The organism is Micromonospora sp. BRA006-A, assembly GCF_033433935.1.
Lineage (GTDB): Bacteria > Actinomycetota > Actinomycetes > Mycobacteriales > Micromonosporaceae > Micromonospora > Micromonospora aurantiaca.
The window spans coordinates 6,212,380-6,227,779 of the sequence record NZ_JANCLW010000001.1; the positions used below are offsets into that span (position 1 = coordinate 6,212,380).

At 73.0% G+C, this 15,400-nt stretch carries 16 protein-coding genes; 7 read left to right on the plus strand and 9 right to left on the minus strand.

From position 1 onward, the window contains the following. Positions 1-3 precede the first annotated feature (3 nt). The 4 genes from NMK34_RS28450 to NMK34_RS28465 form a co-directional block, all read right to left on the minus strand. The gene (locus NMK34_RS28450) at positions 4-1,035 is read right to left on the minus strand and encodes an SRPBCC family protein (RefSeq protein WP_318335898.1); all 1,032 of its coding nucleotides are present in this window, start codon (positions 1,033-1,035) and stop codon (positions 4-6) included. A 3-nt stretch (positions 1,036-1,038) separates the two neighbouring features. Next, entirely contained in the window at positions 1,039-1,494 is a 456-nt protein-coding gene (locus NMK34_RS28455; RefSeq protein WP_318335899.1) for a hypothetical protein, read from the minus strand. Positions 1,495-1,642: 148 nt separating this feature from the next. Further along, positions 1,643-2,152, minus strand: coding sequence for a GNAT family N-acetyltransferase (locus tag NMK34_RS28460; RefSeq protein WP_318335900.1), 510 nt, complete (start codon positions 2,150-2,152; stop codon positions 1,643-1,645). Positions 2,153-2,302: 150 nt separating this feature from the next. After that, the gene (locus NMK34_RS28465) at positions 2,303-3,205 is read right to left on the minus strand and encodes a hypothetical protein (protein WP_318335901.1); all 903 of its coding nucleotides are present in this window, start codon (positions 3,203-3,205) and stop codon (positions 2,303-2,305) included. Between the two features lie 152 nt (positions 3,206-3,357). On the opposite strand from NMK34_RS28465, the gene NMK34_RS28470 reads away from it, so the two are divergent. After that, complete coding sequence (locus tag NMK34_RS28470; protein ID WP_013288875.1) at positions 3,358-3,570, plus strand: hypothetical protein; 213 nt, start codon at positions 3,358-3,360, stop codon at positions 3,568-3,570. Between the two features lie 6 nt (positions 3,571-3,576). Here NMK34_RS28470 and NMK34_RS28475 read toward each other — a convergent pair whose 3' ends face one another. From NMK34_RS28475 to NMK34_RS28490, 4 genes are all read right to left on the minus strand, one after another. Further along, a complete protein-coding gene (locus NMK34_RS28475; protein ID WP_318335902.1) occupies positions 3,577-4,083 on the minus strand; it encodes a DUF3263 domain-containing protein in 507 nt (168 codons plus the stop codon). Between the two features lie 136 nt (positions 4,084-4,219). Further along, the gene (locus NMK34_RS28480) at positions 4,220-5,233 is read right to left on the minus strand and encodes an ABC transporter permease subunit (RefSeq protein WP_318335903.1); all 1,014 of its coding nucleotides are present in this window, start codon (positions 5,231-5,233) and stop codon (positions 4,220-4,222) included. After that, positions 5,230-6,228 carry an ATP-binding cassette domain-containing protein gene (locus NMK34_RS28485; protein WP_318335904.1) on the minus strand — a complete coding sequence of 333 codons (999 nt, stop codon included), beginning with the start codon at positions 6,226-6,228 and terminating at the stop codon, positions 5,230-5,232. The genes NMK34_RS28480 and NMK34_RS28485 overlap by 4 nt, the downstream gene beginning before the upstream one ends. A gap of 142 nt (positions 6,229-6,370) precedes the next feature. Beyond that, positions 6,371-7,156 (minus strand): DeoR/GlpR family DNA-binding transcription regulator, encoded by a 786-nt coding sequence (locus NMK34_RS28490; RefSeq protein ID WP_013288879.1) that lies wholly within the window; start codon positions 7,154-7,156, stop codon positions 6,371-6,373. Between the two features lie 199 nt (positions 7,157-7,355). Between NMK34_RS28490 and NMK34_RS28495 the strand changes: the two genes are divergently transcribed. From NMK34_RS28495 to nagA, 4 genes are read left to right on the plus strand one after another with little or no spacing between them, the layout of a single operon-like run. Then, complete coding sequence (locus tag NMK34_RS28495; RefSeq protein ID WP_318335905.1) at positions 7,356-8,285, plus strand: sugar isomerase; 930 nt, start codon at positions 7,356-7,358, stop codon at positions 8,283-8,285. Then, positions 8,282-8,596 (plus strand): hypothetical protein, encoded by a 315-nt coding sequence (locus tag NMK34_RS28500; protein WP_318335906.1) that lies wholly within the window; start codon positions 8,282-8,284, stop codon positions 8,594-8,596. Before NMK34_RS28495 ends, NMK34_RS28500 begins: the two co-directional genes overlap by 4 nt. Beyond that, the gene (locus NMK34_RS28505) at positions 8,593-9,525 is read left to right on the plus strand and encodes an ROK family protein (RefSeq protein WP_318335907.1); all 933 of its coding nucleotides are present in this window, start codon (positions 8,593-8,595) and stop codon (positions 9,523-9,525) included. The genes NMK34_RS28500 and NMK34_RS28505 overlap by 4 nt, the downstream gene beginning before the upstream one ends. Beyond that, a complete protein-coding gene (gene nagA / locus NMK34_RS28510; RefSeq protein WP_318335908.1) occupies positions 9,522-10,631 on the plus strand; it encodes an N-acetylglucosamine-6-phosphate deacetylase in 1,110 nt (369 codons plus the stop codon). Before NMK34_RS28505 ends, nagA begins: the two co-directional genes overlap by 4 nt. Before the next feature lie 12 nt (positions 10,632-10,643). On the opposite strand, the gene NMK34_RS28515 is transcribed toward nagA, so the two are convergent. Next, a complete protein-coding gene (locus NMK34_RS28515; RefSeq protein ID WP_318335909.1) occupies positions 10,644-11,852 on the minus strand; it encodes a DUF4032 domain-containing protein in 1,209 nt (402 codons plus the stop codon). Positions 11,853-11,963: 111 nt separating this feature from the next. Between NMK34_RS28515 and NMK34_RS28520 the strand changes: the two genes are divergently transcribed. Together NMK34_RS28520 and NMK34_RS28525 are read left to right on the plus strand one after the other, a co-directional pair. Further along, on the plus strand, positions 11,964-12,731 hold the full coding sequence (locus NMK34_RS28520; RefSeq protein ID WP_318335910.1) for a phosphatase PAP2 family protein: 768 nt from the start codon (positions 11,964-11,966) through the stop codon (positions 12,729-12,731). An 85-nt stretch (positions 12,732-12,816) separates the two neighbouring features. After that, entirely contained in the window at positions 12,817-15,369 is a 2,553-nt protein-coding gene (locus NMK34_RS28525) for a chitinase C-terminal domain-containing protein (RefSeq protein WP_318335911.1), read from the plus strand. The last annotated feature ends 31 nt before the right edge of the window (positions 15,370-15,400 follow it).

A 15,400-nucleotide genomic window follows, 5' to 3' on the forward strand; every position in this document is an offset into this window, starting at 1 on the left:
CGGTCAGCGCTCGTCGCGGCGGCGGACGGCCGGGCGGCGGGGCCGCTCCGGGACACGGCGGCGGCGCTCGGGTTCGCGCTGCCCGCGTGCCGTCCGGCTGCGGCCTCGCTCCGGCTCGGTCAGGACCGGCTCGCCGGCGTACTCATCGTCGTCGAAGTCGTTGCCCTCGTCGTAGGCGGCGTACTCGTCGTCCGCCGGCCCGGCCTCTCCCCGCTCCTCCCGCAGCGCGGTCTCGTGGTCCTTGACCACCTGGGAGTCCTCGATCTCGCCGCGCCAGCCCTCGACCGCGTCCGGGTCGAGCACGGTCCGGGTCATCACGTGCCGGACGAAGTGCTTCAGCTCCAGCCGGACCCGGCGGCCCTGGGCCCGCCACAGGTTGCCGGTGTGCTCGAAGAAGCCCTGCGGGTGGTACTCCAGCACGACCAGGATGCGGGTCAGCTCCGGACCGACCTCGTGGAAGCTGACGGTGCCGTCGACCGAGCCCTTCTCGCCCTTCGACCGCCAGTGGATCAGCCGGTCCGGGATCTGCCGGACGATCGTCGACTCCCAGCTCCGGTGCGACCAGAGCACCTGCGCCTTCCAGGTCATCTTCTCGTCGGCGCCGCAGTCGGCCTGCTCGACCTTCTTCATGAAGCTCGGGAAGTCGCCGAACGTCGTCCACTGGTCGTAGGCGACCCGGACCGGCACGCCGACCTCGACCGTCTCGACGATGTTCGTGACCTTGAGCTTCTGGCCGCCGTCCCGGCCACGCCTGCGACCGAACGCCGCCATCAGCTTCTCCTTACCGCCGGCCAGGCCGGCCTTGACCATGGCAGTCACCGGCGAGGCACCCTCGGCGAGCCGTTGCGCACCGGTGGCGGCGGCGACCAGGCCCGGGTCGCCGCCCCGCTTCGCGTACTCGCTCAGGCGTCCGGTGGCGTCGGTGACCCGGTCGGTGACCACCTGCACGGCCCGTTCGCCGAGCGCGGTGGCGAGGTTGCGCAGCTCGCCGCCGATCTGGTCGCGGGCCCGGTCGGCCAGGCTGCCCGTCGCCACGGCTCACCGCCCCCGGTCGGCTCGGGCCGGCACCGGCGCGGCGGGCTGGTCGTCCAGTTCCTGCTCCTCGTCCGGCGCGGAACGCTCGGCGCCGGGCCTGGAACGGTCCTCGTGCGACGCGGCACGCTCGGCGTCCGGCCGGCTCGCGCCGGTCTTGCGGCGCAACGCGCCGGCGCCCTCCCGCAGTCTCCCGCCGATGGCGTCGATGCCGTTGCCGGCGGCGGCCGTCGCGGCCGCCCGGCCCGCGGCCACCAGCGGCGGTGCCAGCCCGCCGAGGTTGCGCAGCTGCGGGTTCGCGGCCATCAGGTCCGCGCCGAGCTGCTTCAGGCCGCCCGGGCGCCGGCTGGCCCGCCCGGCGGCGACCGCCGCCGCGAGCGTCAACGCGGTACGCATCTTCTTCCGGCGACCCAGCAGGTAACCGAACCCGACGGCCAGCGCCACCCGTGATCCGCTCTTCATCCGCTCTCCTCCGCGCTCCCCGGGAAGTCGGGTCCCGGAGACGCGGGCAGTACCCGTCACCCCCTCGGCAAAACACTTCCGCAGCAGCGCGAAACCGCCCACCGAGGCAGCTCTGGGCAGGAGAAACGTGGACCGGGGAGGAAACGGGTCAGCGGATCGGCAGGGCCGAGTCCAGGGACATCCGGGCGTGCAGTCGTCCGCCTTCGGTACGCAGTTCCGCGCCGCATTTGCGCAGCACCGAGATCGCGCCCGCGTTGTCCGGCGTGGTGTCCGCGACCACCGTGTGCATCCCGGCCGCGGCGGCGGCGTGCAGCAACTGCCGCAGCGCGGCGGCACCGAGGCCCCGGCCGCGCGCCGACCGGCCGAGCCACATGCCTGTCTCCACGGTCCCCGGCTCGTCCCGGCGGGTCATCCGCACCATGCCGACGACCTCACCGCCGGAGACGATCGCGTACATGGCGGTGCCGGTCGGGCCGTTCAGCCCGCCGAGGTTGGCGCGGTGGAACTCGCGGAACGCGTCACGGCGGGCCAGCGACCAGCCCGCCGGGGCGTCCACCGGAGGCATGACGTCCTCCGGTTCCGCCTCAGCCGCCGCTACGGAGAGCAACGGTTCCAGGTTCCGTTCGTCCACCGGCTCCAGCCGTACAGCACCCGTCACGTCGCGCAGTCTGCCGCGCGTGGTCCGGACCGTCCACCCCTTTGGGGAGGGATTGCCGCTATGGCCGACCGCCTCGTCCGGTCGTACCCCGGGGGTGTTCCCGCCTCACGCTGCGTTGTCATCCGACCGGACGTTCCGGCGTGAGCGTGGTCACGGCCGGCTGTCGAACTCGCAGAGCACGGCCGACGCGTCGTCGGTGCGCTTGCGTCGCCGCAGCCGGTCCGGGTGGTCCCGCTCTGCCACCCGGACCCGGTCGATCAGCCCGTCCGGGCCCTCCACCGTCAGCACCTCCAGCAGCCCGGCCCAGTCGAACAGGCCGAACTGGTCGACAGCGCAGGAGGCGCCGTCGCTGAGCAGCGCGGCCCGCCGCAGCGCACCCGGACCGCGCAGCGGAAGCGTCCCGGTCAGCGCGTGGTACGCCGCGTCCGGGTCGCTCGCCGCCGCCCAGTAGCCGTGGGTGCGGTTCATCCGGGTCCGCTGCACAGTCGTCGCGCGCCGGAACCGGGTCGCCGGGTCGGTCTCGCCGTCGGGCAGCGCGGCGGCGCTGCGACGCAGGTCCGCCACCGCGTCCGCGAGCCGATTGTCGGTGACCACCTCGATCCCGCGGTCGGTGTCGAGCACCAGCGGGCTGTCGCAGAGCACCAGGTAGTCGACCCGGTCGCCGCCGGCCCGCAGCAGGCAGACGGTGGACGACGGGGTGCCGGGATGGTCGAGGTCGCACGTCCCGCCGTGGTCGGCCCGTACCGCGAGGATCGCCGCCGCGAGGCTGCTCATCAGCGTGGCGGCGGGACGGGCCGCGACCGCCAGGCCGATCCGGGCGGCCAGGTGGCGGACGTACCAGGCGGGGCCGTGCGCGCAGCCGGTGTCGAAGCCCTCGGGCACCGTGGCCCCGTCGAGGACGCCGACGAGCGGGCCGAACCGGAAGACCACGTCCTCGTTCTCCGGCCGGCCGGGGGCCGGGTCGGAGGCCGAACGCACCCGCATCACCGGCGCCCGCGCGGCCGGGCGGGCCGGGCTGCTGCCGATCGCGTACCTGCGGTCTGGTGCCCCCATCGTCGGCCTCCGTTCGTCGTCGCCGGCCGCCTACCCGGACCGCGCCGGGTCATCCGCCGCCGACCCCGATCGCGGTAACCGTGCGTCATCTTCCCCGGACCTTCGGTAGCGTCGAACGCGACCGGGTCGGTCCCTGTGACAGGGGGTACGAGATGTTGGAGCGGTTGCACGAGGGCGGCATCCGGGCGGAGCACGCCTACCTCGCCGGATTCGTCAGCATCGGCCTCTCGGTCACCAGCTGGTTCCTCTCCAAGCACATGGAGCGCGCCGGGGTGGCGCGGGCGGACCGCTGGGGCATCTTCATCGGCGAGTGGGCGCCGACGTTCTTCGCCATCGGCAACGGGCTGCGCACCTACGAGAAGTGACGCCGGTCAGCGACGCCGGTTGCGGGCGCGCGACGACCGCAGCCGGCGCAGCCGGCCGATCAGCACCGGCTCGGAGGCGAGCGCGGCCGGGTGGTCGAGCAGGGCGTTGAGGAGTTGGTAGTAGCGGGTCGCGGAGAGCCCGAAGGTGTCCCGGATGGCCTGTTCCTTGGCGCCGGCGTGCTTCCACCACTGCGCCTCGAAGGCGAGGATCCGCTGCTCCCGCTCGGTGAGGCCGGCCGGCGTCGGGCCCGCACCGGCCGCGTCTGCCGCATCCGGACCGGCCTGCTCGACGGGCGCGGCGGACTCGACGGGCGCGGCGGACTCGACGGGCGCGGCGGACTCGACGGGCCGAGCGGACTCGACGGGCCGAGCGGACTCCGACGGCTCCAAGGGTGCCGTGGACTCGACGGGCGGAGCGGTGCGCGGTGGCGGAACGGTTCCGCCCGCGTGGCGCGTACCCGCTGCCGGGCCGGACCGGTCGACGGCGGCCCGCTGCGAGGCGTCGGCGGACATGGCGCTCCTCTCCGACGGCGGGTGACCGGCACGCGGAGCGCGCCGGCCGGGGGAGCCCCAGCGTAACCAGGGCCGCCCCCGGCCGCATCGGACGCGGGGTCCGCGCCGCCGGGGGGAGCCGGCGGCGCGGACCAGGTCAGGCGATGTCCCGACGCCGCATCGCCCAGAACGCGGCCACCACCGCGCCCAACAGCGCCACGCCGAACACCACCGCCGACTGCTGCCAGGTGACCACGTACGTCGCAGGCTCGCAGGCGCCCTGGGAGAACTGGCAGGTGTCGTAGTCGAACAGTTCCGCCTGCTTCAGGAACCACGACTGGGCGTACGTGGACAGCACGTACCGGTCACCGAACTGGACGCCGAGCACGGCCACCGCGATCCGGATGCCGATCTCGCTCACCGCGAAGATGCCCACCGCCGCGCCGAGCGCCATCGCCGTGTGCCGGCCGAGCGAAGCCAGCGCGAACCCGACCGCCGCCACGAGCAGCGTCATCCCCAGCGCCCGCAGACCGTCCAGCCCGATCGACTGCCACACTCCGGCGGTCATCTTCGCGGTGCTGCCGCGCTGGCTGGCGATCAGCCAGAACGCCGCCGTCCAGAGCGCGCCGAGCACCACGGTCAGGCCGAACACGGTGGTGAGCAGGGCGGCCAGCTTCGTGCCCAGCACGGTCAGCCGTTTCGGCCGCCAGAGCAGCAGGTTCATCATTCCGCCGGTGTTCCACTCGGCACCCACGAAGGAGGCGCCGACGATGAAGCCGAACAGCGCCACGGAGGCGGCGAACACGGCGATGAACAGGGGGAACTCGGCCCGGAAGTCGAACTGGTACGGCAGGTACCACTTCGCCTCGAACATGTCGGGCTGCGGCTGGTAGTCCTTGCCGCAGTTCGGGCCGTACCGTTCCTCGGTCTTCTCGCCGCGCGCCTGGGCCGCCTCGCACTCCGCGATGGTGCGCTTCCAGTCCGTCATCGCGGACTGGTAGTCGTTGTTCGCCTTGGCCTCGGCCTCGGCCACCACGACGGGCGAGAGCTTCTCGCTGGAGAAGCTGAACGCGGTCGCGACGGTGGCCAGGCCGAGCACCAGCAGCACGAGCATCAGCCGGGTCACCCGGCGCTTGCCGAGCCGGCGCAGCTCGGTGACGAACAGGCTCATGCGCCCCAACCTCCTGCGGTGCCGGTCTGGTCGACCTTGGCGGACTGATCGACCTGACGGTGCTGGCCGGGGACCGGCGCGGTGGCGGTCAGTTCGAGGAAGACGCTCTCCAGGTCGACAGCGACCGGGGTGAGCTCGCTGACGTACAGGCCCTGCTCGGCGAGCAGCCGGCTGACGGTGGCCGGCTTGTCCACGCCGGACAGCATCAGGTGGTCCGGCTCGGCGGCCACGTGGACCCCGGCCCGGGTGAGCGCGTCGGCGGCCTGCGGCAGGTCGCTGACCGCCTCCAGGCGTACCCGCACGGTGCCCTGGGAGTGGGCCGCGAGCACCTGGTCGACCGGCCCGAACGCGACCCGGCGGCCGAGCGAGATGATGGTGACCGAGTCGCAGATGAGCTGGATCTCGCCCAGGATGTGGCTGGAGAGCACCACTGTCATCCCGGCCTCGGACAGCTCCCGCATCAGCCCGCGCATCTCCCGGATGCCGCCCGGGTCGAGGCCGTTCGCCGGCTCGTCGAGGATCAGCAGCTTGGGGTTCTTGAGCAGCGCGGAGGCGACCGCGAGGCGCTGCTTCATGCCGAGCGAGTAGGTCTTGACCCGCTCGCCGGCCCGGTCGCGCAGCCCGACCAGCTCCAGCACCTCGTCCACGCGCTGCTTGGGCAGCTCACCGGCCTGGGCGAGCAGGCCGAGCGTGTCCCGCGCGGTGAAGTGCGGGAAGAACTGCGGACTCTCCACGATGGCGCCCACCTGACCGGCGACCGCCGGCAGCGCGTGCGGCAGCTCCTGGCCGAGGATGGCCATCCGGCCGCCGTTCGGCTTGATCAGGCCGAGCAGCGTCCGCAGCGTGGTGGTCTTGCCCGAACCGTTCGGGCCGAGGAAGCCGTGCACCTGGCCGGCTTCCACTCGCATGTCGAAGCCGTCGAGCGCGTGGCGAACCCCGCGTTTCCGGCTCCGGTACGTCTTGCGGAGACCTTCGATCTCCAGGACAGCCGACACAGCTGACCTCCCCCGATAAGTAGGCGTCAGCGACACCATACGCGGTATGCACCGGAAGGCAATACCCGGTATGCAGTGTCGGCGCGTTAAAAAGGGGCCCCTCCTCTACCGCAGGCGTCAAGAAGGGGCCCCTCCTTGCCCGTCAGGCGCAGACGACGTGGACGCCCGCCTCGCGGAACGCCGCCACCACGTCCGGCGACGCGCCGGAGTCGGTCACCAGCGTCTCGACCCGGTCCACCGGACAGATCCGGGCGAACGCGTGCCCGCCGAGCTTCGACGAGTCGGCTATCACGACGACCCGCTTGGCCCGGGCCACCATGAGGCTGTTCATGGCCGCCTCGCCCTCGTGGTGCGCGGCGGCGCCGAGCTGCGGGTCGATCGCGTCCACGCCGAGCAGCGCCACGTCCAGCGTGACCTCGCGCAGCAGCGCCCCGCCGAGCGGGCCGACCAGCTCGAACGACTTCGGCCGGACCACGCCGCCGGCCACCACCACCTTCATCCGCGAGCGCACCAGCAGCTCGTTTGCGATGTTCAGCGCGTTCGTGACCACTGTGAGCTGGGCGCCCTCGGCGCTGGTGTTGAGATCAGGGCGGACGGCGAGCGCCCGCGCCACCTCGGTGCTCGTGGTGCCGCCGTTGAGACCGACGACGGTGCCCGGCGACACGAGCGCGGCGGCGGCGGTGCCGATCCGCTGCTTCTCGGCCGAGTGCTTCGCGGTCTTGTAGCGCAGCGGCAGGTCGTAGGAGACACCGTTGGCGACCGCGCCACCCCGGGTACGGGTGATCATCTGCTGCTGGGCCAGCTGGTCGAAGTCGCGCCGGATGGTGGCCTGGGAGACGTCGAGCCGCCCGGCCGCCTCCTCGACGCTGACGCGGCCGCTGTCGGTCAGCATCTCCAGCAGCGCGTTCCAGCGCGCGTAGCGGTCCACCGCGGGGCCCTCCCCAGACTGTGCGTGAACGGTGATCGGTTGCGTGCACACTAGTGCGCGAAACTGGGTCCGCGCAAAACCCTGCTCTGCGCGAACGGGGAGACGGTTGCCACGACCACCAGGTTTCGCGCAGAATGACGCGCGAAAGGCGGCCGTATCGCGCCGTATTGCGCAAGGTCTCCCCTGGGGAGGAGTTGTCATGGCGTACGTGCACGCGGAGATCGCGAGCCAGCCCGACTGCTGGCGGGAGGCGGCGCGACTCGCCCCGACCGTCGCCGAGCACCTGCCGCGCCCCGGCGAGCGGGTCGCCGTGGTCGGTTGCGGCACGTCGTGGTTCATGGCGATGGCGTACGCCGGGCTGCGCGAGGCCGCCGGCCAGGGCGAGACCGACGCCTTCCAGGCCAGCGAGTTCCCGGCCGGCCGCCACTACGACCGGCTCATCGCGATCACCCGCTCCGGCACCACCACCGAGGTGCTCGACCTGCTCACCGCACTGCGCGGGCGGATCCCCACCACGGTCCTGGTCGGCGACCCGGACTCGGCCGCCGTCGCGCTCGCCGACGCCACAGTCGCGCTGCCCTTCGCCGACGAGCGGTCGGTGGTGCAGACCCGCTTCGCCACCACCGCGCTCGCGCTGCTGCGCGCCCACCTCGGCGAGGACCTCGGGCGACTGGCCGCCGACGCCGAGGTCGCCGTCCGCGCCCCGCTGCCGATCGACCCGGCCGGCATCGAGCAGGTCACCTTCCTCGGTCGCGGCTGGACCGTCGGGCTGGCCCAGGAGGCCGCGCTGAAGTGCCGCGAGGCGGCCACGTTCTGGGCCGAGGCGTACCCGGCGATGGACTACCGGCACGGCCCGATCTCGGTCGCCGCACCCGGCCGGCTGGTCTGGGCACTCGGCGAGATCCCGGACGGCCTGTCCGAGGACGTGGCCGCGACCGGCGCCGCGTTCGTGCACAGCCGCACGCACGGCTGGCGCACGGTGCTGACGAGCTGGTCGGCGGGCCGCAACCCGGTCGACCCGATGGCCGACCTGATCCTGGCCCAGCGCTTCGCGGTCGCGCTCGCCACCAGCCGCGGTCTCGACCCGGACGCGCCGCGTCACCTGACCCGGTCCGTGGTCCTGGCATGAGCGAACGCACCGAGCGCAGCGAGGGCCGTGAGCGCATGCCCAGCCGGCACCGCATGAGCGAACGCACCGAGCGCAGCGAGGGCCGTGAGCGCATGCCCAGCCGGCACCGCATGAGCGAACGCACCGAGCGCAGCGAGGGCCGTGAGCGCATGCCCAGCCGGCACCGCATGAGCGAACGCACCGAGCGCAGCGAGGGCCGTGAGCGCATGCCCAGCCGGCACCGCATGAGCGAACGCACCGAGCGCAGCGAGGGCCGTGAGCGCATGCCCAGCCGGCACCGCATGAGCGAGCGAAGCGAGCCCATGTCATGAGCGAACGCGACGAGGTCGTCGTCGCGCTGGACGTGGGCGGCACCGGGATGAAGTGCGCCCTGGTTCGGCCGGACGGCACGACTGTGCACACCGAACGGCACGCCACCGGTGCCCAGCGCGGCCCGGAGGCGGTGGTCGGCACGATCCTCGACGTGGCCGAAGGGCTCGCCGGCAAGGCCCGCGCCGACGGCCGTACGCCGGTGGCCTGCGGCATCGCCGTACCCGGAGTGGTCGACGAGGCGCGCGGCGTCGCGGTCTGGTCGGCGAACGTGGGCTTCCGGGACGTACCCCTGCGGGAGCTGGCGGGCACGCGGCTGGGACTGCCGGCGGCGCTCGGCCACGACGTGCGGGCGGGTGGCCTGGCCGAGGCGCGGCTCGGCGCCGGGCGGGACGCCGGCCATGTGCTGTTCGTCGCGATCGGCACCGGCATCGCCGCCGCCCACGTGGTCGACGGGTCGGCCGCCACCGGCGCGCACGGCGCCGCCGGGGAGATCGGCCACATCCTGGTACGCCCCGGCGGCCCGCGCTGCGGATGCGGGCGGACCGGCTGCCTGGAGGCGGTGTCGTCGGCCTCGGCGATCGGGCGCCGGTACGCCGAGCTGTCCGGTGCGCCCACCACCGCCGCCCAGGTGGCCGACCGCGCGGCGGCCGGTGAGCCGCTCGCCGTGGAGGTGTGGCAGGAGGCGGTCGAGGCGCTCGCCGACGGACTCGCCACCGGGCAGGCGCTCTACGATGTCTCGACAGTGGTGCTCGGCGGCGGGCTGGCCCAGGCCGGTCCCCGGCTGTTCGACCCGCTGCGGACGGCGTTGCGGGAGCGGCTGACGTTCCACCGCGAGCCGCGCCTGGTCGCGGCCGACCTCGGTGACGAGGCCGGCTGCCTGGGCGCCGCCCTGCTGGCCCTGGACACCCTGGCGAAGGAGAGTCGATGACCCGGCGCGTGACCGGCAAGGTGGTGACCCCGACCGGTGTCATCCGGCAGGGTTGCGTGGAGATCGCGGACGGGCGGATCACCGCCGTGGCCGAGTATCCGTCGGTGCGCGACGGCCACTGGATCGTGCCGGGCTTCGTGGACATGCACACCCACGGCGGCGGCGGGCACACGTTCACCACAGGCGACGCGGATTCGGCCCGGCAGGCCGCCGCGTTCCACCTCGGGCACGGCACCACCACACTGCTGGCGAGCCTGGTCAGTTCCCCGTTCGAGCTGATGCGCGATGCGACCGCCGCCTACCGTCCGCTGGTGGAGTCCGGCGTGCTCGCCGGCGTCCACTTCGAAGGCCCGTACCTGTCCGCCGACCGCTGCGGCGCGCAGAACCCGGAGTTCCTGCGCGATCCGTCGACCGCCGAGCTGACCGAGCTGATCGAGCTGGGCGGCGGCGCCGTACGCATGGTCACCATCGCTCCCGAGCGCGACGGCGCCACCAAGGCGATCGAGCTGCTGGTGTCGCACGGCGTGGTTGCGGCGGTCGGGCACACCGACGCCACCTGGGAGCAGACCCGGGCGGCGGTGGCGGCGGGCGCGACGGTCGGCACCCACCTGTTCAACGGGATGCGCCCGGTGCACCACCGCGAGCCCGGCCCGGTGGTGGCGCTGCTGGAGGCCCCGAACGTGGTGTGCGAACTGGTCGCCGACGGCGTACACCTGCACGACGGCATGCTCGGCTTCGCCACCTCGGTGGCCGGACCGGAGCGGGCCGCGCTGATCACCGACGCGATGGCCGCCGCCGGGATGCCGGACGGCGAGTACGAGCTGGGCGGCCAGGCGGTCACCGTGTCCGGCGGGGTCGCCCGGCTCAGCCGCGACGGCGCGATCGCCGGCAGCACGCTCACCATGGACGCGGCGCTGCGGCACGCGGTCGGCGCGGGCGTGGCCCTGCCGGACGCCTGCCGGATGGTCGCCACCACGCCGGCTCGGGCGATCGGCCTGGGCGACCGCGTGGGCGCGCTGCGCACCGGCCTGCGCGCCGACCTGGTGGTGCTGGACGACGACCTGAACGTGGTGCGGGTGATGCGCGGCGGCGACTGGGTGGAGTGATCCGCCCGGGCGTCAGACGGTGGGCACCTCGACGCCGAGCACCGCCTGCTCGTCGGGGCGGTGCACCAGCACGTCGGCCAGGTACGACTGCACCGCCCGGCGCATTCCGACGTCGCGGCCGGCCTGCTCGGAGAGCAGCCACTTGTGCTCGATGATCTGGGCGAACAACTCCTGCGGCTCCAGCTTGCGGCGCAGGTGCGCCGGCACCGCCCGGACCACCGGCTCGAAGACCTCGGTCAGCCAGCGGTGCGCCGCCTGCTGCTCGTCGGTCAGGTCGCTCTCCAGCCGGTAGGCGTCCAGGTCGTTGAGGAGCCTGCGGGCCTGGTTCTCCTCGGCGTCCAGACCGGTCAGGCGCAGCAGCCGCCGGGTGTGGTAGCCGGCGTCGACCACCTTCGGCCGGACCAGGTAGCGCCCGTTGTCGACTGTCGACATGGCCACCTCGGCCACGTCGAAGCCCAGTTCGTTGAGGCGGCGGATGCGCCCCTCGATGTCGTGCCGGGCCGTGCGCTCGACCTGCTGCTCGTAGGTGATCTCGTGCCAGAGCCGCTCGTAGCGCCGCACGACCTCCTCGCAGACCACCTCCGGGTCGATCGACTCGTGCAGCAGGCCGGCGGCCTGGAGGTCGAGCGCCTCGCCGAAGATGTTGACCCGGGCGATCTCCAGGTCCTCGCCGCGCTGGCCGTTCGACAGCGACGGGTACAGCGCCCCGGTCTCGGCGTCGACCAGGTAGGCGGCGAACGCGCCCGCGTCGCGCCGGAACAGCGTGTTGGACAGCGAGCAGTCGCCCCAGAAGAACCCGGTGAGGTGCATCCGCACGATCAGCGCGGCCAGCGCGTCCAGCAGCCGGTTCATCGTCTCCGGGCGCAGCGTGTTGGAGAACAGCGCCCGGTAGGGCAGCGAGAACTGGAGGTGCCGGGTGATCAGCACCGGGTCCAGCGGCTCCCCGTCGTCGGTCTGCCGGTCGGCGACGATCGCGATCGCCTCGACGGACGGGAAGTCGATCCGTTCCAGCGCCCGCAGCAGGTCGTACTCGCGCTCGGCGACCCGCTCGCCGGTCTCCTTCACCGCGTAGACGTACCCGCCGAGCCGGACGAACCGCACGATGTGCCGGGAGATGCCCTGCGGCAGCGCCACCAGGTGTTCGGCAGGCCACTGCTCCAGCGGGGTCGACCAGGGGAGGTCGAGCAGCGCCGGGTCGACGAGAGCCGAGGTGATCCGCACGGCAACCAGTGTGACCGCTGACCCCCGCGCCGCGCTTCCCTTCGTGGTTGGGCACACAGCCGCCGATGCCCGCGCCGCCCGGCCACCGTCGGCGGCCGGTAGCGTGGTCGCGTGCGTCAGACCTCGGGGGTACGCGGTGACCTGCGGCTGCGGCCGGTCCGGCCGGCCGGTTGGTGGTTCGACGGACTGCTGCTCGCGGCAGTGGTGGCGCTGACCGTCGCGCTCGCCTCCGGTCACCTGTTCGGCCTCGACCGGGCGGTCGCCGACTGGTCCGACGAGAACCGCCCGGCCGCCGCCCGCTGGGTGGCGATGACGCTGAACCTGCTCGGTCAGGGCACGCCGCTGACGCTGCTCGCGGCCGGGCTGGGCGTTCTGCTGGCGTGGCGGGTGCGCTCGGTACGGCCGCTGCTGCCGCCGGTGGCCGGTTTCGTGCTCACGTTCTTCACGATCGGCCCGTTGAAGGTGTGGACGGCCCGGCCGGCGCCGAGCGCCTCGGTCAAGGAGCCGTTCCTGTCGCCCGAGCAGACGCTGCCGCTGTTCCAGCACGACCTGCCGGTGCGTTTCGCGCAGTCGTACCCGTCCGGGCACGTCGCCAACGCGATCGTCTGGTACGGCGTCCTGGCCCTGCTGCTGGCCCCGCTCGTGCGCACGCTCGGCCGTACCGTGCCGCCCCGGCTGGTCACAGTGGTCCGGGTGGTGCCCCCGGCGGTGGTCTTCTGCACCACCGTCTACCTGGGCTGGCACTGGCTGACCGACTCGGTCGCCGGGCTGCTGCTCGGCCTGCTGCTGGACCGCCTGCTGCACCGGGTGCCCTGGAACAGCCTGCCGCTGCCGGCGCGTCTCCACGGCTGGGCCCGGCCGGCGGAGCATCTCGACTAGCAGTCCGCCTCTTGTCTCGGCGTATCGACGCCGGTATACATTTAGCAACCTTAACAGTTAAGTTTGTTAAATGTAGGAGGTGCGCGTGCTGGCGAAACGAATCAGCCGCTGGCTGTCGGCCGGCGCCGCCGGTCTGCTGACCGCGATGACTGCGGTGGTCGTGGCCGCCCCGGACGCCCGGTCGGCGGCCGCCGACGACGAGGCGTGCCGGCCCGACGGGCTCTACCGCACGCCCGGGGTGTCGGTGCCCTACTGCACCGTCTACGACACCGCGGGCCGGGAGAAGATGGGCGCGGACCACACCCGCCGGATCATCGGCTACTTCACCAGCTGGCGGACCGGCCGCAACGGCGCGCCGGCCTACCTGGTGAACCAGATCCCCTGGCAGAAGATCACCCACATCAACTACGCGTTCGCCCACGTCGACGGCGGCAACCGCATCTCCGTGGGCGACCCCAGCGCCCCGAACAACCCGGCGACGAACATGACCTGGCCCGGCGTGGCCGGTGCCGAGATGGACCCGGCTCTGCCGTACACCGGGCACTTCAACCTGCTCAACAAGTACAAGAAGCAGAACCCCGGAGTCCGCACGCTGATCAGCGTCGGCGGCTGGGCCGAGACCGGCGGCTTCATCGACGACAGCGGCAACCGCATCGACTCCGGCGGCTTCTACCGGATGACCACCACCGGCACCAACACGGTGAACACCGCCGGCATCAACACGTTCGCCGACTCGGTGGTGACGTTCCTGCGCACGTACGGCTTCGACGGGGTGGACATCGACTACGAGTACCCCACCTCCAACAACAAGGCCGGCAACCCGCTCGACTTCGCCCAGGCCGACGCCAAGCGGGCCGGTCTCAACGCCTCGTACCAGGTGCTGATGCGCACGCTGCGGGAGAAGCTCGACCGGGCCGCCGTCACCGACGGCAGGCACTACCTGCTCACCGTGGCCGCGCCCGCGTCCGGCTGGCTGCTGCGCGGGATGGAGTCCTACCAGGCGTTGCAGTACCTCGACTACGTCAACGCGATGTCCTACGACCTGCACGGCGCGTGGAACCACTTCGTCGGGCCGAACGCGGCGCTCTACGACAACGGCGACGACGCCGAGCTGGCCGCGGGCGGTGTGTACGGCGCCTACTCCGGCATCGGCTACCTGAACACCGACTGGGCGTACCACTACTTCCGGGGCGCGCTGCCCAGCGGCAGGGTGAACATCGGCGTGCCCTACTACACCCGGGGCTGGCAGGGCGTCACCGGCGGCACCAACGGCCTGTGGGGACGGGCGGCGCTGCCCGACCAGACCAAGTGTCCGGCCGGCACCGGCGGCTCGATCGGCTCCACCACCCCCTGCGGCAACGGCGCGGTCGGCATCGACAACCTCTGGCACGACCTCGACGCCGCCGGCAACGAGGTGCCCGGCGGCGCCAACCCGATGTGGCACGCGAAGAACCTCCAGGCCGGCATCACCGGCGACTACCTGGCCGGATACGGTCTCACCCCGGCCACCGACCCGGCCGACCGGATCAGCGGCAGCTACGCCCGGAACTACTCGGCCGCGCTGGTCGCGCCCTGGCTGTGGAACGCGGAGAAGAAGGTCTTCCTCTCCACCGAGGACGACCAGTCGCTCGCCGCGAAGGCCGACTACGTCGCGGCCAAGGGCCTCGGCGGCGTGATGATCTGGGAGCTCGCCGGCGACTACGCCTACGACTCCGCCACGGGCCAGTACGGCATGGGCGACACGCTGACCACGCTGCTCTACGACCGGCTGAAGGCCGCACCGGCCTACGGCGCCCGCAAGGCGGGCATCACCATGCCCACCCGGACGCTGGACGTGGCGGTCGGCATGGGTGGTTTCGCGCTCGGCGACAACAACTACCCGATCAACCCCGAGCTGCGGCTGACCAACAACACCGGCGCGCCGATCCCGGCCGGCGCGCACCTGGAGTTCGACTATCCCACCACCACCCCGGCCACGCTCAGCCAGCAGTCCGGCTGGGCGCTCACCACTGTCACCACCGGCCACACCGGCAGCAACGTGGGCGGCCTGAAGGGCGACCACAACCGGGTACGCCTCACCGTGCCGGCCGCGATCGCGCCCGGCTCGTACGCCGAGGTGACGCTCAACTATCAGCTCCCGATCTCCGGCCCGGCCAACTTCACGCTCGCCTTCGGCGGCCAGACGTACGCGCTGGCCGGGGACTGGGCACGTGGTGGCGAGGTGGTCACGCCGTCGCCCAGCCCGACCGGTTCCGTCCCACCCGGCGGGGGCACCTGCACCGCGCCGGCCTGGTCGGCGGCCACCGCGTACTCCGGCGGTGCGACCGTCTCGCACGCCGGACGGACCTGGAGCGCGAAGTGGTGGACCCAGGGCGAGACGCCGGGCAGCGCCGCGGTCTGGGCCGACCAGGGTGCCTGCTCGGGCTCCCCGACGCCGACCACCTCCCCGACGCCCACCGGCTCGCCGTCACCCACCGGCGGTGCATGTGCTGCGCCGGCCTGGGCCGCGGGCACCGCGTACCCCGGAGGTGCGGTGGTCTCCTACGGCGGACACCGGTGGACCTCCCGGTGGTGGACGCAGGGAGACGTGCCGGGGACCAACAGCCAGGGCGTGTGGACCGACAACGGGCCCTGCTGAACCTCGATCCCGGTGCCGCCGGCGGATCCGC

What these genes read in the sequence shown, in the direction of transcription:
- NMK34_RS28495 (WP_318335905.1), top strand. Translation starts at nt 7,356, where the DNA reads ATGGCGTACGTGCACGCGGAGATCGCGAGCCAGCCCGACTGCTGGCGG.
- NMK34_RS28500 (WP_318335906.1), top strand. Translation starts at nt 8,282, where the DNA reads ATGAGCGAACGCACCGAGCGCAGCGAGGGCCGTGAGCGCATGCCCAGC.
- NMK34_RS28470 (WP_013288875.1), top strand. Translation starts at nt 3,358, where the DNA reads ATGTTGGAGCGGTTGCACGAGGGCGGCATCCGGGCGGAGCACGCCTAC.
- NMK34_RS28475 (WP_318335902.1), bottom strand. Translation starts at nt 4,083, where the DNA reads ATGTCCGCCGACGCCTCGCAGCGGGCCGCCGTCGACCGGTCCGGCCCG.
- NMK34_RS28455 (WP_318335899.1), bottom strand. Translation starts at nt 1,494, where the DNA reads ATGAAGAGCGGATCACGGGTGGCGCTGGCCGTCGGGTTCGGTTACCTG.
- nagA (WP_318335908.1), top strand. Translation starts at nt 9,522, where the DNA reads ATGACCCGGCGCGTGACCGGCAAGGTGGTGACCCCGACCGGTGTCATC.
- NMK34_RS28480 (WP_318335903.1), bottom strand. Translation starts at nt 5,233, where the DNA reads ATGAGCCTGTTCGTCACCGAGCTGCGCCGGCTCGGCAAGCGCCGGGTG.
- NMK34_RS28465 (WP_318335901.1), bottom strand. Translation starts at nt 3,205, where the DNA reads ATGGGGGCACCAGACCGCAGGTACGCGATCGGCAGCAGCCCGGCCCGC.
- NMK34_RS28505 (WP_318335907.1), top strand. Translation starts at nt 8,593, where the DNA reads ATGAGCGAACGCGACGAGGTCGTCGTCGCGCTGGACGTGGGCGGCACC.